This is a genomic window from Okeania sp. SIO2F5, assembly GCF_010692685.1.
Lineage (GTDB): Bacteria > Cyanobacteriota > Cyanobacteriia > Cyanobacteriales > Microcoleaceae > Okeania > Okeania hirsuta.
This window is the reverse complement of record NZ_JAAHGU010000018.1, coordinates 55905-81168: the sequence shown is the minus strand read 5'-3', so window position 1 is coordinate 81168 and position 25264 is coordinate 55905. Positions and strand designations below refer to the sequence as shown.

The following is a 25264-nucleotide window of genomic DNA, read 5'->3' as shown; positions in this document are numbered from 1 at the left end:
ATTGAAGAAGGAGACAGGAGACAGGAGACAGGAGACAGGAGGAAAATTACATGGGGATAGTCAACGACCTGCCGCTCCGCGTCTACGCTCCCCCAAGTAATGCGTGAACACCCCCGTTGACGGTGGGGTATTAAACCCACAAAGAAAATGATAAATTATTGCACAAATTAATACTAAGAGTAGCTACTTTTATCAATCTAAAGTCAACAGTTTATCTGAATAAAAGCTTTTAATTATTTAATTCTATGATAGTAGATTAAATGAATTGTAATCATAGCGGTTTGCGGATAAATTAATTATGAAAATTGGTATTGTACCAATTTTCATTATGAATGCTATAGCAGTCGAAGGAAAGGGGGCGGACATATCAAAAGTTTAAAACTCAGATAACGAAGATTTTTCGGCCTTTAGGTCTTTTCTTCTTCCTTCTGCTATACAAACAATCAAAGTGAAGTAAGAACTTTACCCATAATGTATTAAAGAGCTAAAAATCAAGCCTCATTCCAAGAAATGCTTAAGACCTAACCTCGGTAACTACTGATTACTATCAACACCCTAAGTATTTGTAACAAACAAACATTGATCGCGCCTGGTATAGCAAAATCCAGATAACTTCTTAATTAGCAATAGTTAAAAACTTACACCAATTTTATGTTATGTTGCACAAAATGAGGTTTTAGGTTTTATACCAATTTTATGTTATGTTGCACAGAATTATGAAATTTATTAATTCGTCTGTCTTAATCTATAGTCAACTCTGATTAAAATATTATTCTATGCAACTTCATATTAATTTGGTTTACAGTTTTATTTTTTTAATGCCATACAACTCTAATGAATACTTGCTTTTTGAAGTTGCAAACCGATATGATTTTGATTGTAAATAATTAACTCTATCTCTGAAATTATAATCTTTAATATTTAAGTTAATTCCACAGGATATTCAGTTTCATCAACTTCAGAATAATTATCTGGATCGTCAAAATCTGTATTTTCTAACTCTAATTCCTCAGTATTGTTTTCTTCTTGTTCAGCTAATGCTTGCCGATGAGAAACTTCAACTGCTATTTTGCTATCTTCTTCAGCATGATCGTATTTATCAGTGTCCTTAATATCAATTTTCCAGCCAGTGAGGCGAGCGGCCAGACGGACATTTTGTCCTTCCTTACCTATAGCCAAACTAAGTTGATCCTCAGATACCAAAATATGCGCTCTCCTTTCCTCTGGATCGATTAAACGAACTTCGTCTACTCTAGCTGGACTAAGGGAATTGGAAATATAAGTTGCAGGATCTGGAGACCAGCGAATCACATCTATTTTTTCTCCCCTCAGTTCATTCACAACTACCTGAATTCTCGATCCCCTCGCACCAATGCACGCTCCGACAGGATCTACATCTCTTTCTAGAGTATCAACTGCAATTTTAGTCCTCGGGCCAACATATCGGGATGGCGGATTTGCTTCCCTGGCTACTGCTACAATTCTCACTATCTCATCTTCAATTTCTGGGACTTCATTTGCAAATAAATAAACTACTAAACCAGCATCAGCCCTGGATACAAGTAACTGAGGCCCACGAGTTGAGCCTTCACATACTCGCTTGAGATAAACTTTGAATGTGGCATTAGCACGGTAGTTATCGTTGGGTAATTGTTCTCTCTTAGGTAGTTCAGCTTCTACTTCTGGTCTACCAAAACCACTAGTTGCAGATAAGATAATTGATTGTCTTTCAAATCTTAGGACTTTTGCTTGAAGAACTTCGCCTTCTAAATCTTGAAATTCTTCTTGAATCATCTTGCGCTGCTGATCCCGTAGTTTTTGAGCTAATACTTGTTTGGTCTGGATAGCGGCCATACGACCAAATTCATTTTGTTCTGGTGTGACATCTAAGAATACGGTATCATTTAACTGGGCCTCTGGAGCTACTTCTATAACTTCTTTCAGAGCTATGTGGTGGTCTTGATTGGTTACTTCTTCAACAATGGTTTTAGTGGCCAATACTCGAAATCCTTCTTCTTCTACATCCAACTCTACTTCAAAGTTGTCAAAGTAATCATCTGTGAAATGAATTCCATCTAGACGTTGAGTGCGTCGGTAGCGTTCATATCCTTTTAGTAGAGCTTCACGTAAAGCAGCTTGAACTGCTTGTTTTGGTAAATTGCGCTCTTTACTAATACCTTCGATCATATCTTTAAGTCCAGGCAAATTAACCATTGACATAATTTTTATCCTCTATTATTTTTCTAAGTTTTTGTACTATGAGGCGAGTTTTTTTTTCATCCTTGTGAGATTAGGATATTAATAATTTAGGTATTCAAGTGAAGTATTTTTTGTTTTTTCGAGAGCTTAAACTTTGAGAATTGAAAAAACAAGAAAAGAAGAACAAGTACAGATAAAAGCTTCAGCCTTTTTATACTGAAAAAAAGTGCAACTTTTTAAGCTTGAGCTACCAAAAAGTTAGGATTTTGGGCAGACAAGGGTAGAAAAATCAAGGGAAAATTATTCCGACTACCTCCTCTATAATTCCCATTTATTCTGACTCCTGAGGACTGACTCCTGACTCCTACCCTTAACAAAAGACTAGTGAAGCGCAAACCCTAATTACCTTCCTTCCTGTAATTCAACAGTCATAATTAGAGAGCGTGGAATAGTTACTTGTCGTCCTTTTTGGTTAATGTAAATTGCTGTTTGATCGCGACCAACCAGTTGCCCTATCCACTGATTTTTACCTTTATAGGGTTCGGAAGTATTTACCGTAACGCTAAACCCTTTAAAGGCAATGAAATCTCGGTCATTATCCAAAAATTTAGAAATACCAGGACTGGATATTTCTAGTAAATATGGTTCAGAAATAATATTTGCTGCGTCTAGTGATTCTTCTATGGCATAGCTCATACGTTCACAATCATCTAAACCTGTGTCTTGATGAAAGTTCCGAATGTCCAAACGCAGCACTGGAGGATGCTGATTTGTATGAAATACTGCTCCTACTAATTCCAATCCTAGGGACTCGGCAATAGGGGTAGCAAAATTGATGATTTGTGGTATTAATGGATGACTCATAGGACAAATGCAACAAAAAAAGTGGGCTTCACCCACTCCCCGTTAACAATTGTTAACATTAACTTAAATCCTTTACAGATTATACAAATTTCGCTTAGACGAGGCTTTCTTGATTTTGCCTTGTCGAATAGCAACAACTGCTTTGTTAACTTTAAATTCTACTTCCTGTAAGAGTTATGATACTTTTTCATTACTCATTTTACAAGTTGAGAATTGGGATAGGTTTTCCCTACTAAATTAGCTCTATTAAACTATTAATTCATTAGTATATCATATTTTTTGTTGAGAAGCAAGTTAATTTTTTCTCCGATTGCAATTAACTTTTTATACCATTTCACTTTAAGGATGTCACAAATAGTTTCAAAGTTATCATGTCAAATAATACGTTTCAATACTTTAAACGTCAAAGTTTTCTGTCTATTAAATCTTACTTTTAACTTTTAACTTTTGACTTTTGACTTTTGATTTCCGTGAAACGGTATTAGCTTATATTATTTTGGGGTTGATTAGCTTTAAGCTGTAGTTGTCTGGTTTGTTCTAGAATTTTTTCGACATCTTCCTCACTCATTCGCATCACATAGTTAATTTTTACTTCTTCAAGAAAAGCTGATGCTAAGGATTGAAGTTCTTCTAATGTGTGTTCTTGTTGTAATTCTGTACTTAGTGCTTTACCGAAGTTTTGAACTAGCTGGTTAGATAATTTTGTTCCTACTGGATCTGCCATTGCTATTTTAATTGTTTCATAAGCATTTTGGGGTCCTTCGGTAGCAATATTGGATAATTCTTTAATTAATCTTTCTGATAGTTGGTTTGCTAAATTTTCAGCTCCTGGTATTTGCTGAAATCTATGAAAAACTGGTAATTCTTCAATTATTTTTTCTACATTGTAACGAATTAGAGCTTCTATATCTGCTTGTAATTGAGGTATTACTTTGCAGACAGTTACTTGCACTAATCTAGTAGCGATCGCTTCGATTTCATTAATGTTATTTAGATCGATATAAGTTTTTTGTTGAGAGGAAAATATTTGCTTTGCTAATTCTCCTGTTTTGACATCTTTTTGCACTTGATTAATTACTTGTATTATTACTACTTCTGTTAGTTCTTGAGCAATAGAAGCAAGAAAACCTCGACTAGCTTGTGCCCTAATTGTTTCTAGGTCTATAATTTGAGCATCATTGAGGCGAATTGTTAGAGAAATTATCCGTAAAAACTGTAGAAATGGTAATAGTAGAAAAATATCGTACCAACGCCAGAGCATCGCTTCTGGCCAATTCACGCTAGGATAACGACGACTAATTAAAAATGTTCTGCCTAGAAATTCAATACCAAATATAATGATGAATGGTAGGTCAATTATGCCAAAATAATCAGCTAGTCCTCCACTTTCACCGATGCCACGATAATAGTTTTTAGCAATTAATGGTTTGATTTCTGTTTCAAACCATTCCAGTTCTTCAATCCATCCATTTTTTGTTAAGTATTCTTGACTCCAGAAGGTTTGAAATGATTCTTTTGCAGAATCTTCTGAATTAGGAATTCTATCCCTTATTCTATTTTTTATTTTTTCTAAAGAGCCACTTTTGTTGGCAACGGCGAAAGGATTTTGATCGATCATTTCTATGCTAAGTTCTCGTAATTCTGCCAACTCTTCTTGTACTATTAAAGAATCAGCACCTTGAGGTATTTTCGTTTCCAGTTCTTCCAAATGATCTAAGTATTTTTCTGTATCTCTATTAGATTCAATTCCCTTTATTGGGTCGTATCTTTTTGTGAGCATTGGGATTTGCTCAAAATAAAAATCACGAAAGGTAATATAGCTGATGTTAAATAGCACTAGAATAAAATTTACTAGGGCTAAAAATGCCATCATTCTTTCAAATATTGGAACTTTACGAGTTTTCCGACGAATCTTTTTTGTAGTTACCATTGATGATTTGATTTATTTATTTTGATATATAGCAAGCAATAAACAGGTAGGTTAGGACATAGAGTGATGATGAGATGAATCGAAATAAGGGGAAATGTTTTTCCCACTGTTCCCTGTTATATTTTATATTTTTTCAGATTGGGATAGGTTTGAAACTGCTCTACAATATTTAATTTTTTGATAAATCACACTTTATATCAAGGGTGGAAAAAGAATGTTATGAATAATCAGAGCAGTTAAAAGACTTGACAGGAGATGTCCTTTGGAATACAAAGATAAATTCTGACCTAGTAAATGGTATCAAAGCTATTCATTGTGTACGTCGCCAATCCGACGGTTCCCCTACCACTGATTCCTAAAAAATAACCTAGTTATTTGCAGCAAATATTGATCAAATTGTTACTATTGGTAACTTTCTGAAAAAAAATAATCAAAAAAAATTCAAGAAAAAATGAGACCCTGAGGTCTCACTACTCACTATTTGGTACAGATAGCGATATGTTTACTTCTTAAAGATATTTATATTTTAAAAATCTAAAAGCTTTTAAATGGTTACTCCTTCTTGGCGAGCAGCATGGGCCACTGCTCCTGCCACAGCAGTAGCGACCCTAGTATCAAAGACTGAAGGAATAATATGTTCTTTGTCTAGATCTGAAGCTTTGACTAATGAGGCGATCGCTCTAGCAGCTTCTAAATACATTGTAGAAGTAAGAGTAGTGGCACGACAGTCTAAAGCACCGCGAAATATACCGGGAAATGCCAAAACATTATTAATTTGATTTGGGTAATCACTGCGACCTGTGGCCATAACTGCCACATCTCCTATAACTAACTCTGGTTGTATTTCTGGAATAGGATTAGCCATAGCAAATACTATAGGGTCTTTAGCCATAGAACGGACCATTTCTGGGGTAACAACTCCTGGAGCACTTACGCCTAAAAATACATCAGCGTCTACCAAAGCATCTGCTAGAGTACCTGAAGACTCAACAGCAAATTCTTGTTTTTCTGGGTTTAAACCTGTACGATCTTTTGATACTATACCTTTAGAGTCACATAACCATATAGTATTGGCCTCTGCTTTGCGTAACAAACGAGCGATCGCTATTCCTGCAGCACCAGCTCCATTAATCACAATACGAATATCTTCTATAGATTTTTTGACCAACTTTAAAGCATTAATCAATGCAGCTAAACTAACTATTGCGGTACCGTGTTGGTCATCATGAAATACTGGAATGTCTAATATTTGGCGTAGTTTGGCTTCTATTTCAAAACAACGAGGGGCAGCAATATCTTCTAAGTTTACTCCTCCAAATACAGGAGCAATATTTTTAACTGTTTCGATAATAGCATCAGTATCTTGAGTAGCGAGACAGACCGGAAAAGCATCTACTCCAGCAAATTCTTTAAATAGCATTGCTTTACCTTCCATTACTGGTAAAGCTCCTCCTGGACCTAGATTACCTAGTCCTAAAACTGCACTACCATCTGTAACAATGGCAACTGTATTTTGTTTAATAGTGAGTTTATAGATTTGTTCGGGGTCTTCTGCAATTGCTTTAGATATTCTGCCTACTCCTGGGGTATAGGCCATTGATAGGTCAGATTGAGACTTTAATGGCATTTTACCTTGAACTGCTATTTTACCACCACGATGTAAATTGAAGGTTCTGTCGTAGACATCAACTACTTTGATTTCTGCTAATGCTTTAACCGCTTGGACAATTTTCTCGGAATGTTCGGTACTATAGGCATCGACTGTAATTTCTCTAAGTGTAATTCGGCGACTTTGCTCTAGTAAGTTAATATGGCCTATATTGCCTCCTTCTGATGCGATGGCTTGGGTTACACTGGCCAACATTCCGGTGCGGTTAGGAGTTTCGAGGCGAATTGTTAGACTAAATGAAGGATTAGGTGTTAGTTCTACCATTTTGGGTTTTTTCTAGGTTTTGAGTTCTAGATTTTAGTGTCATCGTAGTTAATATTAAGTTGCGATTTAGCATTTCTTGGGTTTAGTCAGGATTTTCTTCATTTCTTCAATAATGGTTTTTTCTATTAACCACTATTAACCACAAAAAAATTGTCTAACAAAGTTGACTAAAATATAGTTATTCTCCAAGAGTAGGGAACAGGGAACAGGTAAAAGGGATGAAGAAAAAAATGAGTATATATGAATACGCCAGTTATCATATTCTATGCTTTCAAAGAATGCCTCAAGTATCATAACTGATTCCTGATTTCTATATAAAATAGATAATCTTCAGGTTGCTACAAGTTGTAAATTTATGAAGAATATTAGGATATGAAATTCTGCGACTTGAAAAGATTTAGTGGGTGTTATTTTATCAAAAAAACTCTTGAAATTTGCCGATTTTTGGGGAGAGGAAAAATTTGAAATGGAAACTATGACTGTTTGATGTCAAAAGTATGTGAAGCTAGATTAATATTTCTTGACTTATATAGTAATATGATTTTAGTTGTGAGATATTGGAGACTTTATAACTAGAGTTTTGTAACATTATTTTTTCACGCTTGGTATAAGTCATACTGAAAAAAATCACCACATTCTCTAGAGTTGAAAGGTGAATATTGGTTTCTATCTTTAGAGAGGTGAAAAATAGTTGGAAAATTTCCTGATTTTGGGAAGAGAAAAAATTTGAGATGGAAACTATGACTGTTTGATGCCAAAAGTATGTGAAGCTAGATTAGTATTTCTTGACTGATATATTCTACTAAGTCACACTGAAAAAAATCACTAAATTCTCTAGAGTTGGAAGCTTAATATTAGTTTCTATCTTTGTCGTTTTTCCCTGGCATCATATATCCGAAACTTGTTTATCTTACTAATTTGAAAATTCCTATATTTCTTTACTGAATAATTAAATTTTAAAGCCTCTCCTTTAAAGGAGAAAAAATAAAAAATTTTCCTTTTATTCAATCCTCTTTGTTTTAGGGAGAGGCAATTATCAATTATCAATTATCAATTATCCATTATCCATTATTGAATGGTATGTTCTTAAAACGAAGACTAAAAAAAATCATCAAATTATCTATAGTAGGAGGCTTAATATTAGTTTCTATGTCTATAGATGTCAAAAAAGTTAGAAGTTTTTGTGGCTTTTTTGTGGCAAAAGTTGATGCTGAAATGTTTAATAACCGCTCACAAGTGGCGATCGCTCATCAAGACAATCAAACAACTTATAGTTTAGCTTTTGATTATAAGGGGGAACCTGAAGAGTTTGCTCTGATTTTACCAGTACCAGTTGTACTCAAAAAGCAAGATGTAAAAGTTATTTCACCAAAACTTTTTCAACGCTTAGATGATTTTACTGCTCCTAGGTTAGTTGAATATGATTCTTATCAGGGCTATGATGAAGAAGGTGGTCTTAGAGGTGGGGGAGTTAGAGGTGGATTTCCTCGTGAAAATGTAAGAGTTATAGAAAGCTTCACGGCGGGAGAATATGATATTGTTATTTTAAGTGCAACAGAGTCTAATTCTTTGGAAAATTGGTTAAGGGAAAATCAGTATAAAATTCCTAGAGGTGCTGCTAAATATCTGCAACCTTATATTAATAAGAAACTTTTCTTTTTTGTGGTAAGGGTTAACTTAGAAGCACAAGAAAAACTAGGTTTTCAAAATTTAAGACCTCTTCAGTTTACTGTTAAGAATTATCCTCAGATTATGTTACCTTTTCAATTAGGAAAAATTAACTCAGAGGATACTCAGAATATCATCGTTTATTTTTTGAGTGAAACAGGTCGTGCTGAAGTTAGTAATTATGAAAATGTGGTGATTCCTAGTAACTTTGATGTACCACTAAATATAGAGTCAAAATTTGGCGAATTTTATCGAGAGTTGTTGACTTCAACTATTCAAGCTACAAACAAAGAAATTGCGGTCATAGAATATGCTTGGGATACAGGTTTTTGTGACCCGTGTAATACAATACCGCTCAATTCTCAAGAGTTGAATGAGTTGGGTATGAACTACGAACAAGCATTTATCACTAGATTACATTTACAGTATACAAAGAATACTTATAATCAGGATTTAGAATTTACGATTACCTCCGATAAAACTCTCTATCAAGGAAGATATATATTGTTACCAATTAAATACAATGAAGGTAGCGATGATTTTAACGACAAAGTTAAAATTAAAAATCCTTCCGGCAAAGTTATTTCGGAGGTTGAACTAAAAAAAATATTTAAAAAGTTTTAGATATCAAAAGTATCTAACTGGATGGAAAAATTAATCTAGATTTTGATTGGATAAGTCTATAGGAAAAATTTTACACATCATATACTGTGGTAAAAAATTTCGGGGTTCATCAACACAATCTCTAAATTTTTCCTCTTCGTGATTCTGAGAATTAATCTCCTCTGTTTCTTTCAATGGATTGACACAAATACCAAGTTTGCCTACTCCTCCCATTAAAGACATTACTCGATTTTTGAGACTGTCAAGATCTTGAATTAGTCGATCTGCATCTAATATAGAAGGAGCGATAATAAAAAAAGTTTTGACTCCCTTGGAGTCGGGAGCAAAGCCAAAACTACATTCACCTAATAAGGATTGAGTGGAAAGACTTAAAGATTCATAGAAAAGATTAATGAGTGTTTGATAAAAAGATTCACTTAGGGAATGATCGTCAAAAGTCGGCTTAGATAACATAATTAATGTCCTCAAGTATTATTACCTACCATCTTAACATTTCTTAAAATGGTACGCTTATATTTTTTTTATATTCATTATTAAAATTACAAAACTATAAGATAATTATTGCTAATCTAAATATCTCAAGTCAAATTGGAGATTCTACATCCAGAATCCATATAAATTCAAAAACTACACTTATACTACACTTGAAATACTAGCAGCCAAGAAAAATTAATTGGATTAGATAAGTATCTGTGCCAAATTAATTTAACATTTAATCGAGGTATAAAATACTAAATCTGGGAACAGAAAATATATCTGAATACTAAATCTATTTATTATCCCCTAATTACCTAAATTTCAATTTTTTTGAAAATCACCCTAGTCTGGCATATTTTGTATGAGTAGTAAATCTACAAATGATTTTACCTACCTACTTAAATATTCAGAATGAGTCTATCAGATATCAGTACTTTTTTCCACAGCAGAAAGTTATTATCTATAAAAGTTTAAAATCTTCAACATTAAACATAATGATTAACTCTACTCTTGAACAACTCAAAAGTAAATTCGACAAAGCTATAGTTGCTGCTTTTGGTCAAGATTTAGCCAATACAGATCCAATGGTCGTTCCAGCTAGTAATCCCAAATTTGGAGATTATCAATGTAACGTAGCAATGTCTTTAGCTAAGAAATTAAAGGATAAACCAAGGGCGATCGCTACTCAAATTATCGAAAAGCTTGATATTACCGATATATGTAAGCCTCCAGAAATTGCTGGACCAGGATTTATCAATATTACCCTCAAACCAGAATATATAGAAGTTAATTTACAACAGATTATCAAAAATGAACGACTTAATATTCCCCCGACAAAAAATCCACAGCGAGTTGTCATTGATTTTTCTAGTCCCAATATTGCGAAAGAAATGCACGTTGGACATTTACGTTCAACAATTATTGGAGATTCTTTGGCAAGGGTTCTAGAATTTCAGGGACATGATGTACTTAGGTTAAATCATGTGGGAGACTGGGGTACTCAGTTTGGAATGTTAATTACTTATTTACGAGAAGCTTTTCCGGAAGCTTTAAAAACTGCTGATGTTTTAGATATAGGAGATTTAGTTGCTTTTTATCGAAAGGCAAAAAAAAGGTTTGATGAAGATGAAATTTTTAAGGAAAAATCGAGAGAAGAAGTAGTAAATTTGCAAGCTGGTGCAGAGGATAGTCGTTATGCTTGGCAACTTTTATGTAATCAATCTCGCAGAGAATTTCAAGTTATTTATGACTTACTTGATATTGAGTTAAATGAGCGGGGAGAATCTTTTTATAATTCTATGTTGCCTGGGGTTGTGGAAGAATTAAATAAGTTAAGTTTATTGGAGGAAAATAATGGTGCTCAATGTGTATTTTTGGAGGGATTTACTAATAAGGAAGGCGAGCGTTTACCATTAATTGTACAAAAATCTGATGGTGGTTATAATTATGCAACTACTGATTTAGCTGCTTTATGTCATCGGATTGAAAAGGAGGGTGCAAAGCGATTAATTTACGTTACGGATGCTGGTCAAGCTAATCATTTTGCTCAAGTTTGGCAAGTGGCAAAACGTGCTGGTTGGATTCCAGAAAATGTGGAAGTTGTTCATGTTTCTTTTGGTTTGGTATTAGGAGAAGATGGGAAGAAGTTAAAGACTCGTTCTGGGGAAACTGTCAGGTTAAAAGAGTTATTAGATGAGGCTATAAATCGGGCGCGGAATGATTTGAAAAAGAGGCTGGAAGAGGAGAATCGTTCGGAGAGTGATGAGTTTATTGAAAATATAGCTAAGATTGTTGGTTTGAGTGCGGTTAAGTATGCAGATTTGAGTCAAAATCGGAATAGTAATTATGTTTTTAGTTTCGATAAAATGTTGGCTTTGAATGGAAATACTGCTCCTTATTTATTATATGCTTATGTGCGGGTTCAAGGAATTGCTCGGAAGGGAGAAATTGAGTTTGAAAATTTGAGAGAGAATGGCAAAATAATCTTGAAAGATGAGCAAGAATTGGTATTAGGAAAACATCTATTGTTGTTGAATGAAGTGTTAAATATGGTAGCTGTTGAACTGTTGCCTAATCGTCTTTGTGAATATTTATATGAATTGAGTGGAAAGTTTAATCAATTTTTTGAGAATTGCCCAGTGTTAACTTCAGAAGAACCTTTGCGTACTTCTAGATTATTGTTGTGTTACTTGACAGCTAGAACTCTAAAGTTGGGATTATCTTTGCTGGGAATTTCTGTTTTAGAAAGAATGTGATTTATCAGTATTCAGCTATCATTATTTCTGTTTTAGAAAGAATGTAATTTATCGGTATTTAGCTATCATTTATTAACTCTTAACTGATGATAGCTTTTGGCGAAATCAAGTTTAAATCAGTATTCAGAGACTGAATGATAATTGAAAGTCTGGATAAAAATACATCAAACTATAACAGGGAACAGGGAAAACCGGATCTGAGAACAGTGGGAAAAACATTGCCTAGTTTAAGATTCATCAGTCTATGTCTTAACCGCTCTGGCTATTGCTATAAATACTACCTATAGGACTACCTCTATATTTTTTCACCAAGAATTATATTGACTAATGTGCCAAATTCGTCTTTCATTTTTATGGCTGACTTCTAATAACTGAATGCTGAATGCTTACTGTACTTCACAAACTTCGGTAAGACCTGATTTATTAACTGAGCTGTTTGTGCAGCATTCCGCAGGAAAACTCTGATGCTATCTAGGTCTCATAAATTTCTACTTTACTGGCCTACAATCAGAAATTCAGCCTCTTAATATTTACTTTATAAATCAGTTCTAAAACTTCTGATTTTCTATCTAAAAGGTGTATTATAATTACAGGTAGATACGATTGTATGCTCTACCAAAAAATCATGAAACTAGGTTAATAATATTAATATTTTCTTAGTTAAAAATTTCATTATTAACTGAATCGATTAATTTAACATTCTGCAATTGGGAAAACAGTCAGGAGTGCAAGTATTAAATCACCCAATTCATGGGTGCTAAATCTACACCTCAATTAAGTTTGGTAACTATACATTAGCTTCACTATATAATCATGGTAAAAAAAACAGTCTTAATCGTAGATGACTGCGAAATTGTCAGAAAACTCGGTTCATACTTTCTTACTAAGATGGGATTAAATATTATACTGGCAAGTGATGGTTTAGAAGCACTAGAAAAAATCAAACTAGAACATCCTGATTTAGTGCTTTTAGACATTATTATGCCAAAAATGAATGGCTATTCAGTTTGTCGTCAAATTAAATCAGAACCTAAAATTATGAATATACCTGTAGTTTTTTTCTCTAGTAAAAACAAAGAAGTTGATGTATATTGGGCGATGAAACAAGGGGCTAATGGCTATATAAGCAAACCTATAAAAAAATCTGAGTTAATGGCAATAATGGCAAGGTTTAATATCATTGCCAATGTGAATCCTAAATATAGTGACCAGTTTCTTTATAAACAGGGTTGTATCAGAATTTTATCCCCAGAAATAGAATCTAAGTCTAATTGTTATGAATTTTGTACAACTTAATTTGCCAATAAGTTGCTCGAAAAATTGACAGCTAATCAATTAAGCAAAGATTTATTCAGGATTTAGATTTAAAATATTAACAGTGAATTAAATCCTTGAGGACATAAGAAACAAAGTAAGATAATTGGAGAGTTTTTATTGTTGAAAAATGATTTGATTACAGGGAGCGTCTCAAGATGAATATTCAAACTCTAAATTAATTGATATACAGCAATTAGCACTTTAACTATAAGCTTTTTCGCTTTTCTAGACCGGGCTTGTTGGAGTGAGTTGGTTGATATACAGCAATCTTATTTGAGTTGTGAGATATTGTAGACTTTAGGGAATGAGAAACACCGAAGCAATAAAATTATTTTTTTTCTTTTGGGTTTAATACCCTGCCTTCTACACAGTGTTTATAATAGAGTTGTTGGGAATTAAGCTAAAAAAATGGCTAAAACCCTTATTAGTCAAAGTTTATAGCGTTTTTCAGTCCTAAGATACTGAAAACCTTATAGAATAAGCCTTTGAGCATTGTTCAATTTTTATTTCCCAACAACTCTAATTGCTTGGAGTTTGAGTCCCCATCTACTTTTTCCTTTTTCCTTCTTGCTTCTTGCCTCTTCAACAAGAATGATTTACAGCGCTTTTCATATTGATGAACCACATCGTCATAATCACGCCCCCTGTAGGGATGTTCCATGGAACGTCTCTACTGTGGTCTACCGAAATGAAAACCGCTGTAGGATTGCTATATATAGTCTTTTTCAGTTCAATGAGAGACAAAACTTAGAGTTTTAGGTAATAAAAATTTACTCCTCTACCTGCATGATATATTTCGATGAAACTTACTGTTAAAAAATGTACTGAGATTTTAGTCGAAAAAAGCTTATAGAATAAAGCTTTAAGATTGAATATAATTTGGTCTTTTATCTATATATTGAAATTAGATAACAGCCAAATTATACTAGATTAATAAGGTACTCGGTCATAAATAGATTCATTTTTTTATTTACGAAAAACTAATTAACCTGAATTCAGGATAAATTAAAAGCCTGATTCTATAGTTGCTAATTCTACCATCCGCTCAACATGATTATATAGTTTCAGATTATTCCAGGTTAAATAACTGCTCTTAATCCGAACTGACGTTAATTACACTTTTATTAGTAAAAGACACTTAAATGTAAATTTTGAGAAATTAGCTCTAAGAGAAATAAACCTACTACAGAATTTCCTTGTTTATCTAGAGGAGGACTATAGCAAACAATTATTCCTGTACTAGGAACTACTCCCAAAACAATTCCACTTACACCAGACTTAATTGGAATTCCTATTTTTACAGCATAACAACTTGATGCTTCATACAAACCACAGGTAGTCATTAGCGCTTTAACTGCACAACAGTGTTTTTTCCACTTAGAGTAAGGATATTTTACTAACAACATTCCTAGATTAGCAAAATCAAAAATTGTGCCAGATAAACAACAAATTTGATTATAAGTATCTAGAGCAATTTTCGAGTTTTGAATATAACCCGCTTCTACCAATTTTTCAGCTATAGCTTGATTATTATGATTAGGTAAAGACCTAACAGAAGTTAATATATTTGTATCTAAAAATAATTGACATTTTCCATACTTGTTAAGCCAAGAACAAAAATTTTCACAGCGCTCTTGAGCAGTATTTCCTGGTAGTAACGATGATAAAGCGATCGCTCCACTATTAATCATTGGATTTCTTGGCCATCCCCCATCAATTTCCAGTTGTTCTAAAGAATTGAAAGGCTTTTCTGAAGGTTCTATTCCCACTCTTTTAAATACAAAATCACTACCAAACTCACATAATAAATACAAGAGTAAAAAAGGTTTAATTGTACTCATTAGAGGCAATTTTATTTCTACATTACCTAATGAGATAATCGGATTTTCAATACTTTGTAAAACTATGGCAAAATTATTAGGGTTAGCTTCAGCAAGTGAAGGAATATAAGTAGGTAAAGTACCTAATTTTGTTTGAGTTAATGCTGTTTCTACCCAAGCTGCTAATTGTTGTTTGTCAATGGCTAACATTATTAAATTATGATCGGGTTTTATTATTGTTATATTTTTATTTTTGGTGCATCTCAATATTTGCAAAAATACTTTTTTCTTATCTATTTCCTGTTGCTTGTTGCCTTTCGGTTCTGTTGCCTAAAAGCGATAATTTTTTGGCTTTATTCAAAATTTAAATGCACCCTTTATTTTGGGTTTAATTACCGAATAATTAAGGTTTAAAGCCTCTCTTTTCAAGGAAAAAAAAAGAACAAAAATTCCTTTTCTTCAATCCTCTTCTTTTCAAGGAGAGGTAATTGTTAATGATTAATTGTTGAACCGCTGTCTACACTGTGTTTGCAATTGGTTGGGGTTTGAGTCCCTATCTACTTTTTCCTTCTTACTTCTTACTCCTTCCTTCTTCCTTCTTCCTTCTTCAATTAGAACGGAATTTAATTATAATAAGAGTTAAGTAAAAAAATATATATACCCGATGAAAAAGGTCATTGTTATTACAGGAGTTAGCCGTGGTTTAGGTAGAGCTATGACCGATGAATTTATTAGATTAGGTCATACTATTATTGGTTGTGCTCGTTCTGCATCTGCTGTTGAAAAATTAACTACTAAATATGGTAATCCACATCAGTTTACTTCTGTGAATGTAGCAGATGAAAATTATGTGCGAGAGTGGGTAACTAAAACATTAAGTCATTATTCACCGCCAGATTTATTAATAAATAATGCCGCTATAATTAATCAACCAGGGTCTGTTTGGGAAGTTGATAGTGAGGAATTTTCCCAATTAATTGATATTAATATTAAGGGTGTGGCAAATGTGATGCGTCATTTTCTCCCCGCTATGATTTCTAGAAAGAGCGGAATAATTGTTAATTTTAGTTCTGGGTGGGGACGTTCCACTTCTCCACAAGTAGGGCCTTATTGCGCTTCAAAATGGGCAATTGAGGGTTTGACCCGTACTTTAGCCCAAGAATTACCGTCAGGAATGGCCGCTATTCCTCTCAACCCTGGAGTTATTCATACTGAGATGTTAGATATTTGTTTTGGGGAGGCAGCAAAGTCATGTACTCCTGTGCAGTCTTGGGTAAAGAAAGCTGTTCCTTTTTTGTTGAAGCTCAAACCTAGTGATAATGGAATGCCTTTAACTGTGTCTTAAGTCTGATATTTCTAGAAAGTTACGATATTACCATTTTTTTATCTTTTTCTTTTGGGTCTCATACCCCGCACCTCATAAGCAGTGTTTAAAATTGGTTGGGGTTTTAATCCCCATCAACTTTTTCCTTCTTACTTCTTCCTTCTTCAGTTAAATGCGGATGAAGGGACTTGAACCCCCACTTCCGAAGAAACTAGAACCTAAATCTAGCGCGTCTACCAATTCCGCCACATCCGCATAATTTTAATATAACACACAAATCAGAAATTTTTGCAATGACTGACAATTTTTTATTATAACTCTTTCTTCCCCTGCAAAATATAAGTCTTCATGTAACCTTTGCCCTTAATATCAATAAATCCCCGTTCCACAAATAAAAATTTGTGCTGTAAAATCTCATAGGTCTGTTCTGTTATTTGGATAACACCTGGTATACCGTGAGACTCCATACGACTAGCAATATTCACAGTATCACCCCATAAATCGTATATAAATTTTTTACGTCCAATAACACCAGCGACGACTGGGCCAGTATTTATACCAATACGAATATTAAAGTTTTGTTCCTGTTCATTAGCAAAATGGGCTACTTCCTTCAGCATATCTATAGCCATTAGAGCGATCGCCTCAGCATGATTTTCCATTGGGTCTGGCAACCCACCCACGACCATATAAGCATCACCAATAGTTTTAATTTTCTCCAAACCATATTTTTCTGCCAATAAATCAAACCTGGAAAAAATCTCATTCAACCAATAAACTAATCTTTGAGGAGTGGCACGACCTGCTAATTCAGTAAACCCTACTAAATCTGCAAATAAAACTGTAACTTCTGCGAATCCTTCTGCAATTGTACTATCACCTTCTTTCAATCTATCAGCAATAGGTTTCGGCAGAATATTTAACAACAATTTTTCTGACTTTTCCTGTTCTAGGAGCAAAGCTGCTTCTGCTTTTTTACGCTCAGTTATATCACGACAAAGAGCCAATATTAATTTACCATTCCCTGCTTTTAATAAACCCAAACGTATCTCTACTGGAAAAGTTGTACGATTTTTGCGACGATGAATTCCCTCTATAGTCATTGGTGTACCAGGAATTAAATTTTGCCACTTTTCAGACATCTTTTCTGATAAAAAATTTACCTCAATATCTTCTATATATAAATTCAATAATTCTTCACGTTTATATCCCAAACTTTTACAGGTACTTTGATTAACATCAAAAATTTTGCCATTCATTTCATAGATAATAAAAGCATCTGCAGCTTGTTCCATTACAGATCTAAATCTTTCCTCACTTTCCCGCAATGCTGCCTCTGCTAGTTTCCTTTCAGTAATATCTCTTAAGGCCGCTACTCTATTTTTATTACCACGATAAAAAAATATTTTAGCCTCTATTTCTAAAGGAAAAGTAGACTCATCCTTTCTTACTCCAACTACTTCATAAGGTTTTTCATATCCAGAAGCAATTTTTTCTAATACGAAATCCTGATATTCTGGGGTTATTAAATCAAAGGTATTCATTCCAATCATTTCTGATAATTCATATCTAAACATTTGGGCAGCAGCGATATTTATTTCTACAATTTTTCCTTGTTCATGAATCATAATCCCTTCAAAGGTAGCTCTAGATAAACTCCGAAATCTTTGCTCATTTTCCTTGAGCTTTATTTCTGATTCCTTTCTATCTGTAATATCTCTAAAAGTTCCTGTGTAGAAAGTTTTTTGATTAAATTTTACTTCTCTGAGTGCAATTTCCATGGGAAATAGGGAACCATCTGCACGGATACCAACTAATTCGTAAAGGTTTCCACTGTCAGCAATTTTAGATATCAGTTGTTCTATATAATAATGTTGTTTATCGCTTTTTTTTTGTAGCTCCGACTCTGTTTGAATATCTACTAAATTTTCCTCTAGTAAATGCAAAAAGCTAGGAAAAAAAGATTGCCAATTTTCCGGTTGAATATCTTGCAAATCAAACACATAACAATAATTTTTAATTTCTAAACTTTGATAAAATATCAAATCTGGATTAATCCATAGTTTTAATGTTTCTACAGTTAATTCTTCTACTTCAGTTAATAAATGTTTGGTATCCATTTTTTCCATAGTCAATGGATTAATAGTAAAGTCAAATATTTGATAAATAGACCTCCCTATTAAGTCTTGATTTTCATAGCCAAAAATTGCCGAGGCACTAGGATTTATACTAATAATCTCAAGCTCTGGGTTAGTAAAAGTAATAATTGCATCTGTTGCTACTTTGATAATGGCATCATTTCTCGCAGTAACTTCCTCCAAAATATCCATTACCTGATTGTAGCGATTTGCAATTTGACCTACTTCTGTAAAAGGTTCTACAGGCACTCGCAAACTTAAATCTTGTGTACGAGCTTGAGAATCCATTACTCTAAATAAATCTAATATTTCTGTTTTAGCCCAATGCTCCGAAACATTTAAACCGATATGTTCATCTGCTTGTGAAACTCGGAAAACATAAAGTTTATTTGTAATGAATAAAATTGGATATACCAAACAAAATCCTAATAGAAAAGCCGCAAAAATTCCTAATAACTGAACAGTCAATTGTTGGCTAAAACTAAGACCAGTATCTAAAACCTCCGCCTTCCCAAAAAAAGCTACTGCTAATGTTCCCCAAATACCTCCACCAAGGTGAACTGGAATAGCTCCAACAGCATCATCGACTCGAATTTTTTCTAAAGCTTGCTCTACCAACATAGTGACTATGGCAGCAATAACACCAATGAAAATGGCAGAAAAAGCTGTAACAGCATGACAAGCTGCTGTAATGCCAACTAAACCAGAAAGAGTACCATTAATTAGTAGTTCAACACTGGGTATTCTTCTGATATACCAACCTACGCCAAGAGTAGTCAACATTCCTCCTACACTCGCAAGAAGAGTATTCACAATAATGCCCGCTACCTGTCCATTTAATACCAGGGTGCTTCCACCATTAAACCCAAACCAACCAAACCAAATTAGCATTGCCCCCAAAACTGATAGGGGTAAATTAGAACCATGAATTTTTTCTGGTGGACGACCAGGAGGAAATCTGCCTGTTCGAGGACCAATAATTAATAAAGTCGCGAGAGAAACCCATCCACCAATGCTATGGACAACACTCGAACCTGCAAAGTCAACAAAACCACCTTGCCCAAGCCAACCTATTAATACACCAGTGTCAACTCCATTCCAAACCCAATGACCAAATATGGGATAGACCAGACCTGAAACTAGGAAGGCGACAAATAGATAGGAGGCAAACTTCATGCGTTCAGCTACTGCACCAGAAACGATAGTCGTAGCTGTGCCACAAAACATTGCTTGAAATAAAAAGAAGGCTGCGTCAAAAGGTTGTAGATTGGTTGCCAGGAAAAATTTACTATGGCCAATTATTCCAGAAGATGAAGACCCAAACATGAAGGCAAATCCAAAACTCCAAAAGCAGGCAACTGAAATACCAAAATCAGTGAAGTTTTTAATAGCAACATTAATGCTATTTTTTGACCTGGTGAGTCCTGACTCTAAACACATAAATCCAGGTTGCATGATAAATACTAACCCAGAACAAAGTAATATCCACAAAATATCAATTGCTTCGTAGGTAGGTTGAGATGGGGAAGTTGATATATTTTTCAGTCTGGATTGATTTTTTCTAGGAATAACAGTTTGAGTATTATGAAAATTTTGGGGTTCTATAAACTGTAATTCTGGGGATTGATAAAAGTAAGAATTTTCTAAGTCTAAATTATAAATTTGCTGTATTGTACCTTTTTTTATCTGATTTGATAATTGATGATTTTGTATATATTTATCTGTTAGTGACCCATGTAAAATAGTTAATGCCAGGGTCAGCAAGAATAAAATAATCCCTAAAATGGATTTTCCATGCATGGCTTCGGATCTTAGAGCTGATTTATCAAGTAAATATTAAGAGGCTGAATTCCTTGCAATACAAAGGTTTTTGGAGTTATAGCCCAATCATACCTAAATCCCTGAGAGTTAGATGAAATAAGGGTTTTAGCTAAGTTGAAAAATCAGCTCTTACAGAGTAGCGGGACTTTGATATTGTTGACGGTGAAAATGGCTTCAAATTCAACATTAGCAAGGAAAATACATCAACAGGTTAAAAATGGCTCTTTGCGTAGCATTCCGCAGGAAAACTTAGATATATCAATAAATAGGCTATTTTGACGTTAAAGAATTACACAGTAAGGATTCAAGGCTATTTTTAATTGATTTTTTGCTAAAGTCCCAGTAGCTAAAGCGATCGCCGACATATTTGGCTAGCATGACCTAGGAAAAAGCGGAGCTGCTCTACACTCTTCGGGTCTCCTCGCCATATCCAATCGACTAAGAGAACAGAAAAAAATCATTTTATTCAATTCTATAGTTTTCATGTAAGGTAATTGTTAATTGCGAATTATTAATTGTTTACCACTAATTTAGAACAGAAAAAGTAAGTACCTGTGCAAAATTAATTTAATATTTGTAAGTAGGGAACAGAAAATCAAATACAGTACTTTTCAAGTAAGTAATGTCTAACGGTAGAATAATAATATTCATTTATTAAAATCATAATTGGATAATCTGTACATCATAAACCTGCAATATATTGTATTTTTGATGTAAAATTCAGTTATTAGCTACTAATTATTTCAATACTCAAGTCCTCTCTAGGCACATACCTTAATTTTTTAAAATGTTGCTTTAGTAAATACGATTTGGTATTAGTTGTAAATATAAAAATCATTTTACCTACCTACTTAATAAATTCATACATAAAACAAAGCAATCAGCAATTTTTAGTTTTTCGCTGATTGCTTTATATAAAGTGGGCATATTTTTGATAAAATTATGGTTAGATAAGCAGTCTATTGCAAGACAGTAAAAGTTTGAGTATTTTACTTCTCGCTGAAAGCTTCCCAAGTCTTTCGATCCACTATACCACTAACCTTAATTCCTTTATATTTTTGAAATTTTTTAACTGCCCCTGTGGTTTTTCTTCCAAAAAAACCATCAATTGGACCCGGATTAAAACCCATTGTTTCTAAACGAATTTGTAAGGTTTTAACTTTAGACCCCTTGTCTCCTTTTGCTAATATCTTTTCTATTTGGATGGGTGGGTTTTGCCTTGAGATTGATGGTTTTTCTCTTTGAGTGGGTTGACGAGAGGCAAATGAGGGTTTACCCAGAGATGTCCAAGTAGCTTCATTAACTATACCTGTTACACTTAAACCCACAGACTTTTGAAAAGCTTTTACTGCTTCTTTGGTGCGAGTACCAAACACACTATCTACAGCTCCAGGGTCGAAACCTCTAGCTTGCAAACGTCTTTGTACTGCCCAGACTTCTGCGCCTCGAGAACCCTGTGATATATTCTTTTGATTATTCTGTTTTTTAGGTGCACCTGAATAGAATGGTTTAGAGAATAATTCAGGTTGAGCAGGTTTACCTAAAAATCTGATATTTCCACCAATAAAGGGTATCCGAAAGTTGTGATTTTTCTGTCTTTGCCACAGTTTATTTTTGTTAGTATTTTTTTCACCAGAAGTGGAAGTCTCTAAATTAGACTTGCTAGTTAAATCTTCTTCTTTTTCTGTTACTAAAGATTCTGTTTTCTTGGAAGCAACAGCTTTGCCTTGAGTAAAAGTAAACAGAGCTACTAAACTTAATAGAGCAGTAATAGTAGGGATACGCATAATAATATTATTGTGATGATTACTTAGTTTTGGTTTGAAAATCCTGGTCTCTCTTCAATAACTTTGCTGATGTTTGCGGTTCTAGTTTTAGCTGAAATTGAGCGGGACTAAAAATTTAATCATAACTGTATAATTAGGGTTTGCGTATGGAAAGTCTTTTTGGTGGGGTAGGAGACAGGAGACAGGAGAAATGGGAATTTAGAAGAAGTAGGAGCTAAGTTTTGTCCCTTGATTTTTCTGCCCAACTATGCGCCTAAAATACTAACTTTTTGAGCGTTTTAGACGTGATACCAGGTACTTTTTAAAAGCCCCAAAAAGGCACTTGTCTTTAATATGTCAATCCTTTTAGATTTAATCAGCAAGCCCTAACTAATATTAACATCTTTTATACTAATATCCAAAATTATTATTTCTTATTTGTATATAACAATTCCCATAAGGAGTGAGGTACGCGCATTCGTTTGTGTTAGGGAGTAGGGAGTAGTAATTCGAGAAAAAGGGGACGGAAAAAAAGAAAAACAACTGTACCTCACTCTTTTTGGGAATTGCTATATTTCGATTATTTCCAAAATAATTTTAACTTCAATTCCTTATTTTAAATTTGCTTTCCCTCAAGCAACAAGAGCTAATTTAACAGAATATATATCACTATACTTATTTTGAATGTAACGAATAAATGGGTCAATACTTAAAGGTTTACCTGTTACTCTGTCAATTAATTCTTTCGCAGTATATTTGCGACCATGTTGATAAATATTATGCTTTAACCATTTATGCAAAAGAGTAAAATTACCTTGTTCAATAGCAACAGTAATTTCTGGATTAGACTTCACTGCAGTTTCATAAACTTGAGCCGCAATTAAATTACCCAAAGTATAGCCTTGAAACATTCCGCCAATCATTTCACCATACCAATGCACATCTTGCATGACTCCCTCACTATCATTAGTGGGAACTATACCTAAATCTTTTTTATAGCGCTCATTCCAGGCTTCGGGAAGGTCACAAACAGCTAATTTCCCTTCTAACATGGCCAACTCTAGATCGAATCGAATCATTACATGGAGATTGTAGGTTACTTCATCAGCATCAGTACGAATGGGTGACTTAACAACCTTATTAATAGCCTGATAATATTCCGAAACAGAAACACAACTAAGCTGTTTGAGAAAAATACCCTGTAGTTGGGGATAAAAACATTCCCAAAAGCATCGACTACGAGCTACCATATTTTCCCATAATCGGGATTGACTTTCATGGATACCGCTTGAGGTTCCTTCAGCAAGGGGCGTTCCCTCTAATTCTAGGGCAATACCTTGCTCATAGAGAGCATGGCCTACTTCGTGGACTGTACTGAATAGAGCTTCGGTACAGTTATTTTCATACACGCGAGTGGTAATACGAACATCCCCAATTGAAAAGCTAGAAGTAAAGGGGTGGGGCGTTTCGTCTTGTCGGCCTCTTTGAAAGTCGAAGCCAATATGCTTTGTCACAGTACGTCCAAACTTAAGTTGTTGTTCTTTTGGATAATATTGGCGGAGGTAAAAATCATTGATAGGTGGGCCGGAGGTAATGGCTTCTACTATGGGTAATAATTTTTGGCGTAGTTCGCGAAACAGAGGGCGAAGTATGGAAACTGTCATGCCTTCGTCTACAAAGTCAATGAGAGGATCGGCAATATGTTTGTGAGGGAAAAAGCAAGCTAGTTCTCGACTTAGGTCTAATGTTTTTTCTAAATATGGTTGTACTAGGGAAAAGTTTTTGAGAGATTTGGCTTTGACCCATGCTTCGTAGGCGGTAGCTTGATGTTGGCAAAATTTGGCCATGAATTCTGAAGGGACTCGGATGGCGCGCTCGTAGTCTCGGCGAGTAACACGGATCAGGCTAGCTTCGGTGGAGTCGTAGGGGAGGCTTTGTTCGTAAGGGCGGAGGTCTTGGAGGAGTTGACCTATGGATGGGTCGGTAAATTTTTCATGGGCAAGTTCTTTGAGAGTGGCTATTTGTCGTCCTCTGGCAGAAGTGCCTCCGGTGGGCATATAGGTGGTTTGGTCCCAGTTTAGTATGGAGACGGCGGCTTCTAGGTCTCGTATTTGGATGAGACTGTTTTTGAGTTCTAGATATTTTGGTTCACAAGGAATGAGGGTTGACATGATGACTAGATGATACTAAAATTTTAGATTTATTTAATGTTTTTACTTATTCGGTGGGGTATTATATATTAGCCAATCATCAGGAGTCTTTTAGTTAATTCTACTTAAGTATATGCAAGTTTTTAACAAAAAGCTTGGTCTAAAGCCTCCGTCATGCTCTTCACGGAAGTCAGAAGTTATAATTCATAAGTCAGAAGTTCAGTAGGGTGTGTGAGCGCGAGGGTAACGTACAATCCCACAGAACGCGGTGGGTCATTTCAGTTCAGTAGCGTAACGTACAATCTCACAGAAGGCGGTGGGTCATTTCAGTTATCAGTTAGCCTCCTAACGGAGGAACTGCGTTAACAGTAACTCTGCAATCAGGAGGTTTGACATCAGGAATATTCTCTTTTTTTATCCTCTTAAAAGGGGAGACTTTAGACCACAATTTTTTGGTAAAGTTTTTATAGTGCTGCGCGCAGGCAACAGGTAACAGCTCCGGAAGGCAATAGAGGGAATAAATTGCCGATAATATAAGACTTTTAGCTATTGGACACCTCCTGGAATTCGTAAATATGCCAGCGCACATTGCTATATCTGAGAATTTTCTAATAATTTTTCTGCATCTGCTAATAGTTTATTTCCCCACAGTTCTTTTTTGGGTAGTCCTGTATGGGTTTTGGTTGAAGATATATATTTTTTAATTTCTCCCATACTCCCCTCCGGTGGAGGGGGAGGGGTTAGGGGTGGGTCCCCATCTCCCCACACTCTCTCTACCATTACTATGCACCACCACCCTTTTTTGAGGCGTTGCAGGTTTCCCCAACTTTTAGTAGGTTTGGTTGAGGTATGATATTCGGAACTTATCCGCAGCACAGAATATGTAGATAGAATTTTGTGTTGAGTTGCACTGTGGTTTAATACCAACTTGATCAATATTTGCTACAAATAACTAGGTTATTTCTTAGGAGTCAACCC

The 25264-nt window shown here is 34.6% G+C and carries 15 protein-coding genes and 1 tRNA gene; 4 read left to right on the top strand and 12 right to left on the bottom strand.

The window, feature by feature from the left end; genetic code table 11:
• Nucleotides 1–921: 921 nt before the first annotated feature.
• The 4 genes from nusA to F6K27_RS09900 all read right to left on the bottom strand — a co-directional run bounded on the left by nusA (nucleotide 922) and on the right by F6K27_RS09900 (nucleotide 6926).
• Nucleotides 922–2220 (bottom strand): transcription termination factor NusA, encoded by a 1299-nt coding sequence (gene nusA / locus F6K27_RS09915; protein WP_287275739.1) that lies wholly within the window; start codon nucleotides 2218–2220, stop codon nucleotides 922–924.
• Nucleotides 2221–2601: 381 nt separating this feature from the next.
• A complete protein-coding gene (gene rimP, locus F6K27_RS09910) occupies nucleotides 2602–3063 on the bottom strand; it encodes a ribosome maturation factor RimP (RefSeq protein WP_124145086.1) in 462 nt (153 codons plus the stop codon).
• A 481-nt stretch (nucleotides 3064–3544) separates the two neighbouring features.
• Nucleotides 3545–4993: a hypothetical protein gene (locus F6K27_RS09905; RefSeq protein WP_287275736.1), complete on the bottom strand. Its 1449-nt coding sequence runs from the start codon at nucleotides 4991–4993 to the stop codon at nucleotides 3545–3547.
• A 544-nt stretch (nucleotides 4994–5537) separates the two neighbouring features.
• The gene (locus tag F6K27_RS09900) at nucleotides 5538–6926 is read right to left on the bottom strand and encodes a malic enzyme-like NAD(P)-binding protein (protein ID WP_287275734.1); all 1389 of its coding nucleotides are present in this window, start codon (nucleotides 6924–6926) and stop codon (nucleotides 5538–5540) included.
• A 1080-nt stretch (nucleotides 6927–8006) separates the two neighbouring features.
• Here F6K27_RS09900 and F6K27_RS09895 point away from each other — a divergent pair.
• On the top strand, nucleotides 8007–9218 hold the full coding sequence (locus F6K27_RS09895) for a DUF2330 domain-containing protein (RefSeq protein WP_287275732.1): 1212 nt from the start codon (nucleotides 8007–8009) through the stop codon (nucleotides 9216–9218).
• A gap of 30 nt (nucleotides 9219–9248) precedes the next feature.
• Here the strand turns inward: F6K27_RS09895 and F6K27_RS09890 are convergent, their stop codons facing one another.
• Nucleotides 9249–9671: a hypothetical protein gene (locus tag F6K27_RS09890; protein ID WP_287275729.1), complete on the bottom strand. Its 423-nt coding sequence runs from the start codon at nucleotides 9669–9671 to the stop codon at nucleotides 9249–9251.
• 521 nt (nucleotides 9672–10192) lie between these two features.
• On the opposite strand from F6K27_RS09890, the gene argS reads away from it, so the two are divergent.
• Nucleotides 10193–11950, top strand: a complete 1758-nt coding sequence (argS, locus tag F6K27_RS09885) for an arginine--tRNA ligase (RefSeq protein ID WP_287275759.1) — start codon at nucleotides 10193–10195, stop codon at nucleotides 11948–11950.
• 813 nt (nucleotides 11951–12763) lie between these two features.
• Nucleotides 12764–13246: a PleD family two-component system response regulator gene (locus tag F6K27_RS09880; protein WP_287275727.1), complete on the top strand. Its 483-nt coding sequence runs from the start codon at nucleotides 12764–12766 to the stop codon at nucleotides 13244–13246.
• 517 nt (nucleotides 13247–13763) lie between these two features.
• Here F6K27_RS09880 and F6K27_RS09875 read toward each other — a convergent pair.
• On the bottom strand, nucleotides 13764–13928 hold the full coding sequence (locus tag F6K27_RS09875) for a hypothetical protein (RefSeq protein ID WP_161564534.1): 165 nt from the start codon (nucleotides 13926–13928) through the stop codon (nucleotides 13764–13766).
• Between the two features lie 463 nt (nucleotides 13929–14391).
• Entirely contained in the window at nucleotides 14392–15297 is a 906-nt protein-coding gene (locus F6K27_RS09870; protein ID WP_287275724.1) for a glutaminase, read from the bottom strand.
• Nucleotides 15298–15751: 454 nt separating this feature from the next.
• On the opposite strand from F6K27_RS09870, the gene F6K27_RS09865 reads away from it, so the two are divergent.
• Entirely contained in the window at nucleotides 15752–16432 is a 681-nt protein-coding gene (locus F6K27_RS09865; protein WP_287275721.1) for an SDR family oxidoreductase, read from the top strand.
• A 152-nt stretch (nucleotides 16433–16584) separates the two neighbouring features.
• Here F6K27_RS09865 and F6K27_RS09860 read toward each other — a convergent pair.
• From F6K27_RS09860 to F6K27_RS09840, 5 genes are all read right to left on the bottom strand, one after another.
• Nucleotides 16585–16666, bottom strand: a tRNA-Leu gene (locus F6K27_RS09860).
• A gap of 56 nt (nucleotides 16667–16722) precedes the next feature.
• Entirely contained in the window at nucleotides 16723–20349 is a 3627-nt protein-coding gene (amt, locus tag F6K27_RS09855; protein WP_287275719.1) for an ammonium transporter, read from the bottom strand.
• 1010 nt (nucleotides 20350–21359) lie between these two features.
• Nucleotides 21360–22157 (bottom strand): peptidoglycan-binding protein, encoded by a 798-nt coding sequence (locus tag F6K27_RS09850; RefSeq protein WP_287275717.1) that lies wholly within the window; start codon nucleotides 22155–22157, stop codon nucleotides 21360–21362.
• 611 nt (nucleotides 22158–22768) lie between these two features.
• On the bottom strand, nucleotides 22769–24307 hold the full coding sequence (locus F6K27_RS09845; protein ID WP_287275714.1) for a carboxypeptidase M32: 1539 nt from the start codon (nucleotides 24305–24307) through the stop codon (nucleotides 22769–22771).
• Nucleotides 24308–24877: 570 nt separating this feature from the next.
• On the bottom strand, nucleotides 24878–25213 hold the full coding sequence (locus tag F6K27_RS09840) for a hypothetical protein (RefSeq protein ID WP_287275712.1): 336 nt from the start codon (nucleotides 25211–25213) through the stop codon (nucleotides 24878–24880).
• Nucleotides 25214–25264: the final 51 nt, after the last annotated feature.

Coding starts and splice junctions, on each gene's coding strand:
- F6K27_RS09845 (WP_287275714.1), bottom strand. CDS start 24,307: ATGTCAACCCTCATTCCTTGTGAACCAAAATATCTAGAACTCAAAAAC.
- F6K27_RS09870 (WP_287275724.1), bottom strand. CDS start 15,297: ATGTTAGCCATTGACAAACAACAATTAGCAGCTTGGGTAGAAACAGCA.
- F6K27_RS09905 (WP_287275736.1), bottom strand. CDS start 4,993: ATGGTAACTACAAAAAAGATTCGTCGGAAAACTCGTAAAGTTCCAATA.
- F6K27_RS09880 (WP_287275727.1), top strand. CDS start 12,764: ATGGTAAAAAAAACAGTCTTAATCGTAGATGACTGCGAAATTGTCAGA.
- F6K27_RS09850 (WP_287275717.1), bottom strand. CDS start 22,157: ATGCGTATCCCTACTATTACTGCTCTATTAAGTTTAGTAGCTCTGTTT.
- F6K27_RS09895 (WP_287275732.1), top strand. CDS start 8,007: ATGTTCTTAAAACGAAGACTAAAAAAAATCATCAAATTATCTATAGTA.
- rimP (WP_124145086.1), bottom strand. CDS start 3,063: ATGAGTCATCCATTAATACCACAAATCATCAATTTTGCTACCCCTATT.
- amt (WP_287275719.1), bottom strand. CDS start 20,349: ATGCATGGAAAATCCATTTTAGGGATTATTTTATTCTTGCTGACCCTG.
- nusA (WP_287275739.1), bottom strand. CDS start 2,220: ATGTCAATGGTTAATTTGCCTGGACTTAAAGATATGATCGAAGGTATT.
- F6K27_RS09900 (WP_287275734.1), bottom strand. CDS start 6,926: ATGGTAGAACTAACACCTAATCCTTCATTTAGTCTAACAATTCGCCTC.
- F6K27_RS09865 (WP_287275721.1), top strand. CDS start 15,752: ATGAAAAAGGTCATTGTTATTACAGGAGTTAGCCGTGGTTTAGGTAGA.
- F6K27_RS09875 (WP_161564534.1), bottom strand. CDS start 13,928: ATGGAACATCCCTACAGGGGGCGTGATTATGACGATGTGGTTCATCAA.
- F6K27_RS09890 (WP_287275729.1), bottom strand. CDS start 9,671: ATGTTATCTAAGCCGACTTTTGACGATCATTCCCTAAGTGAATCTTTT.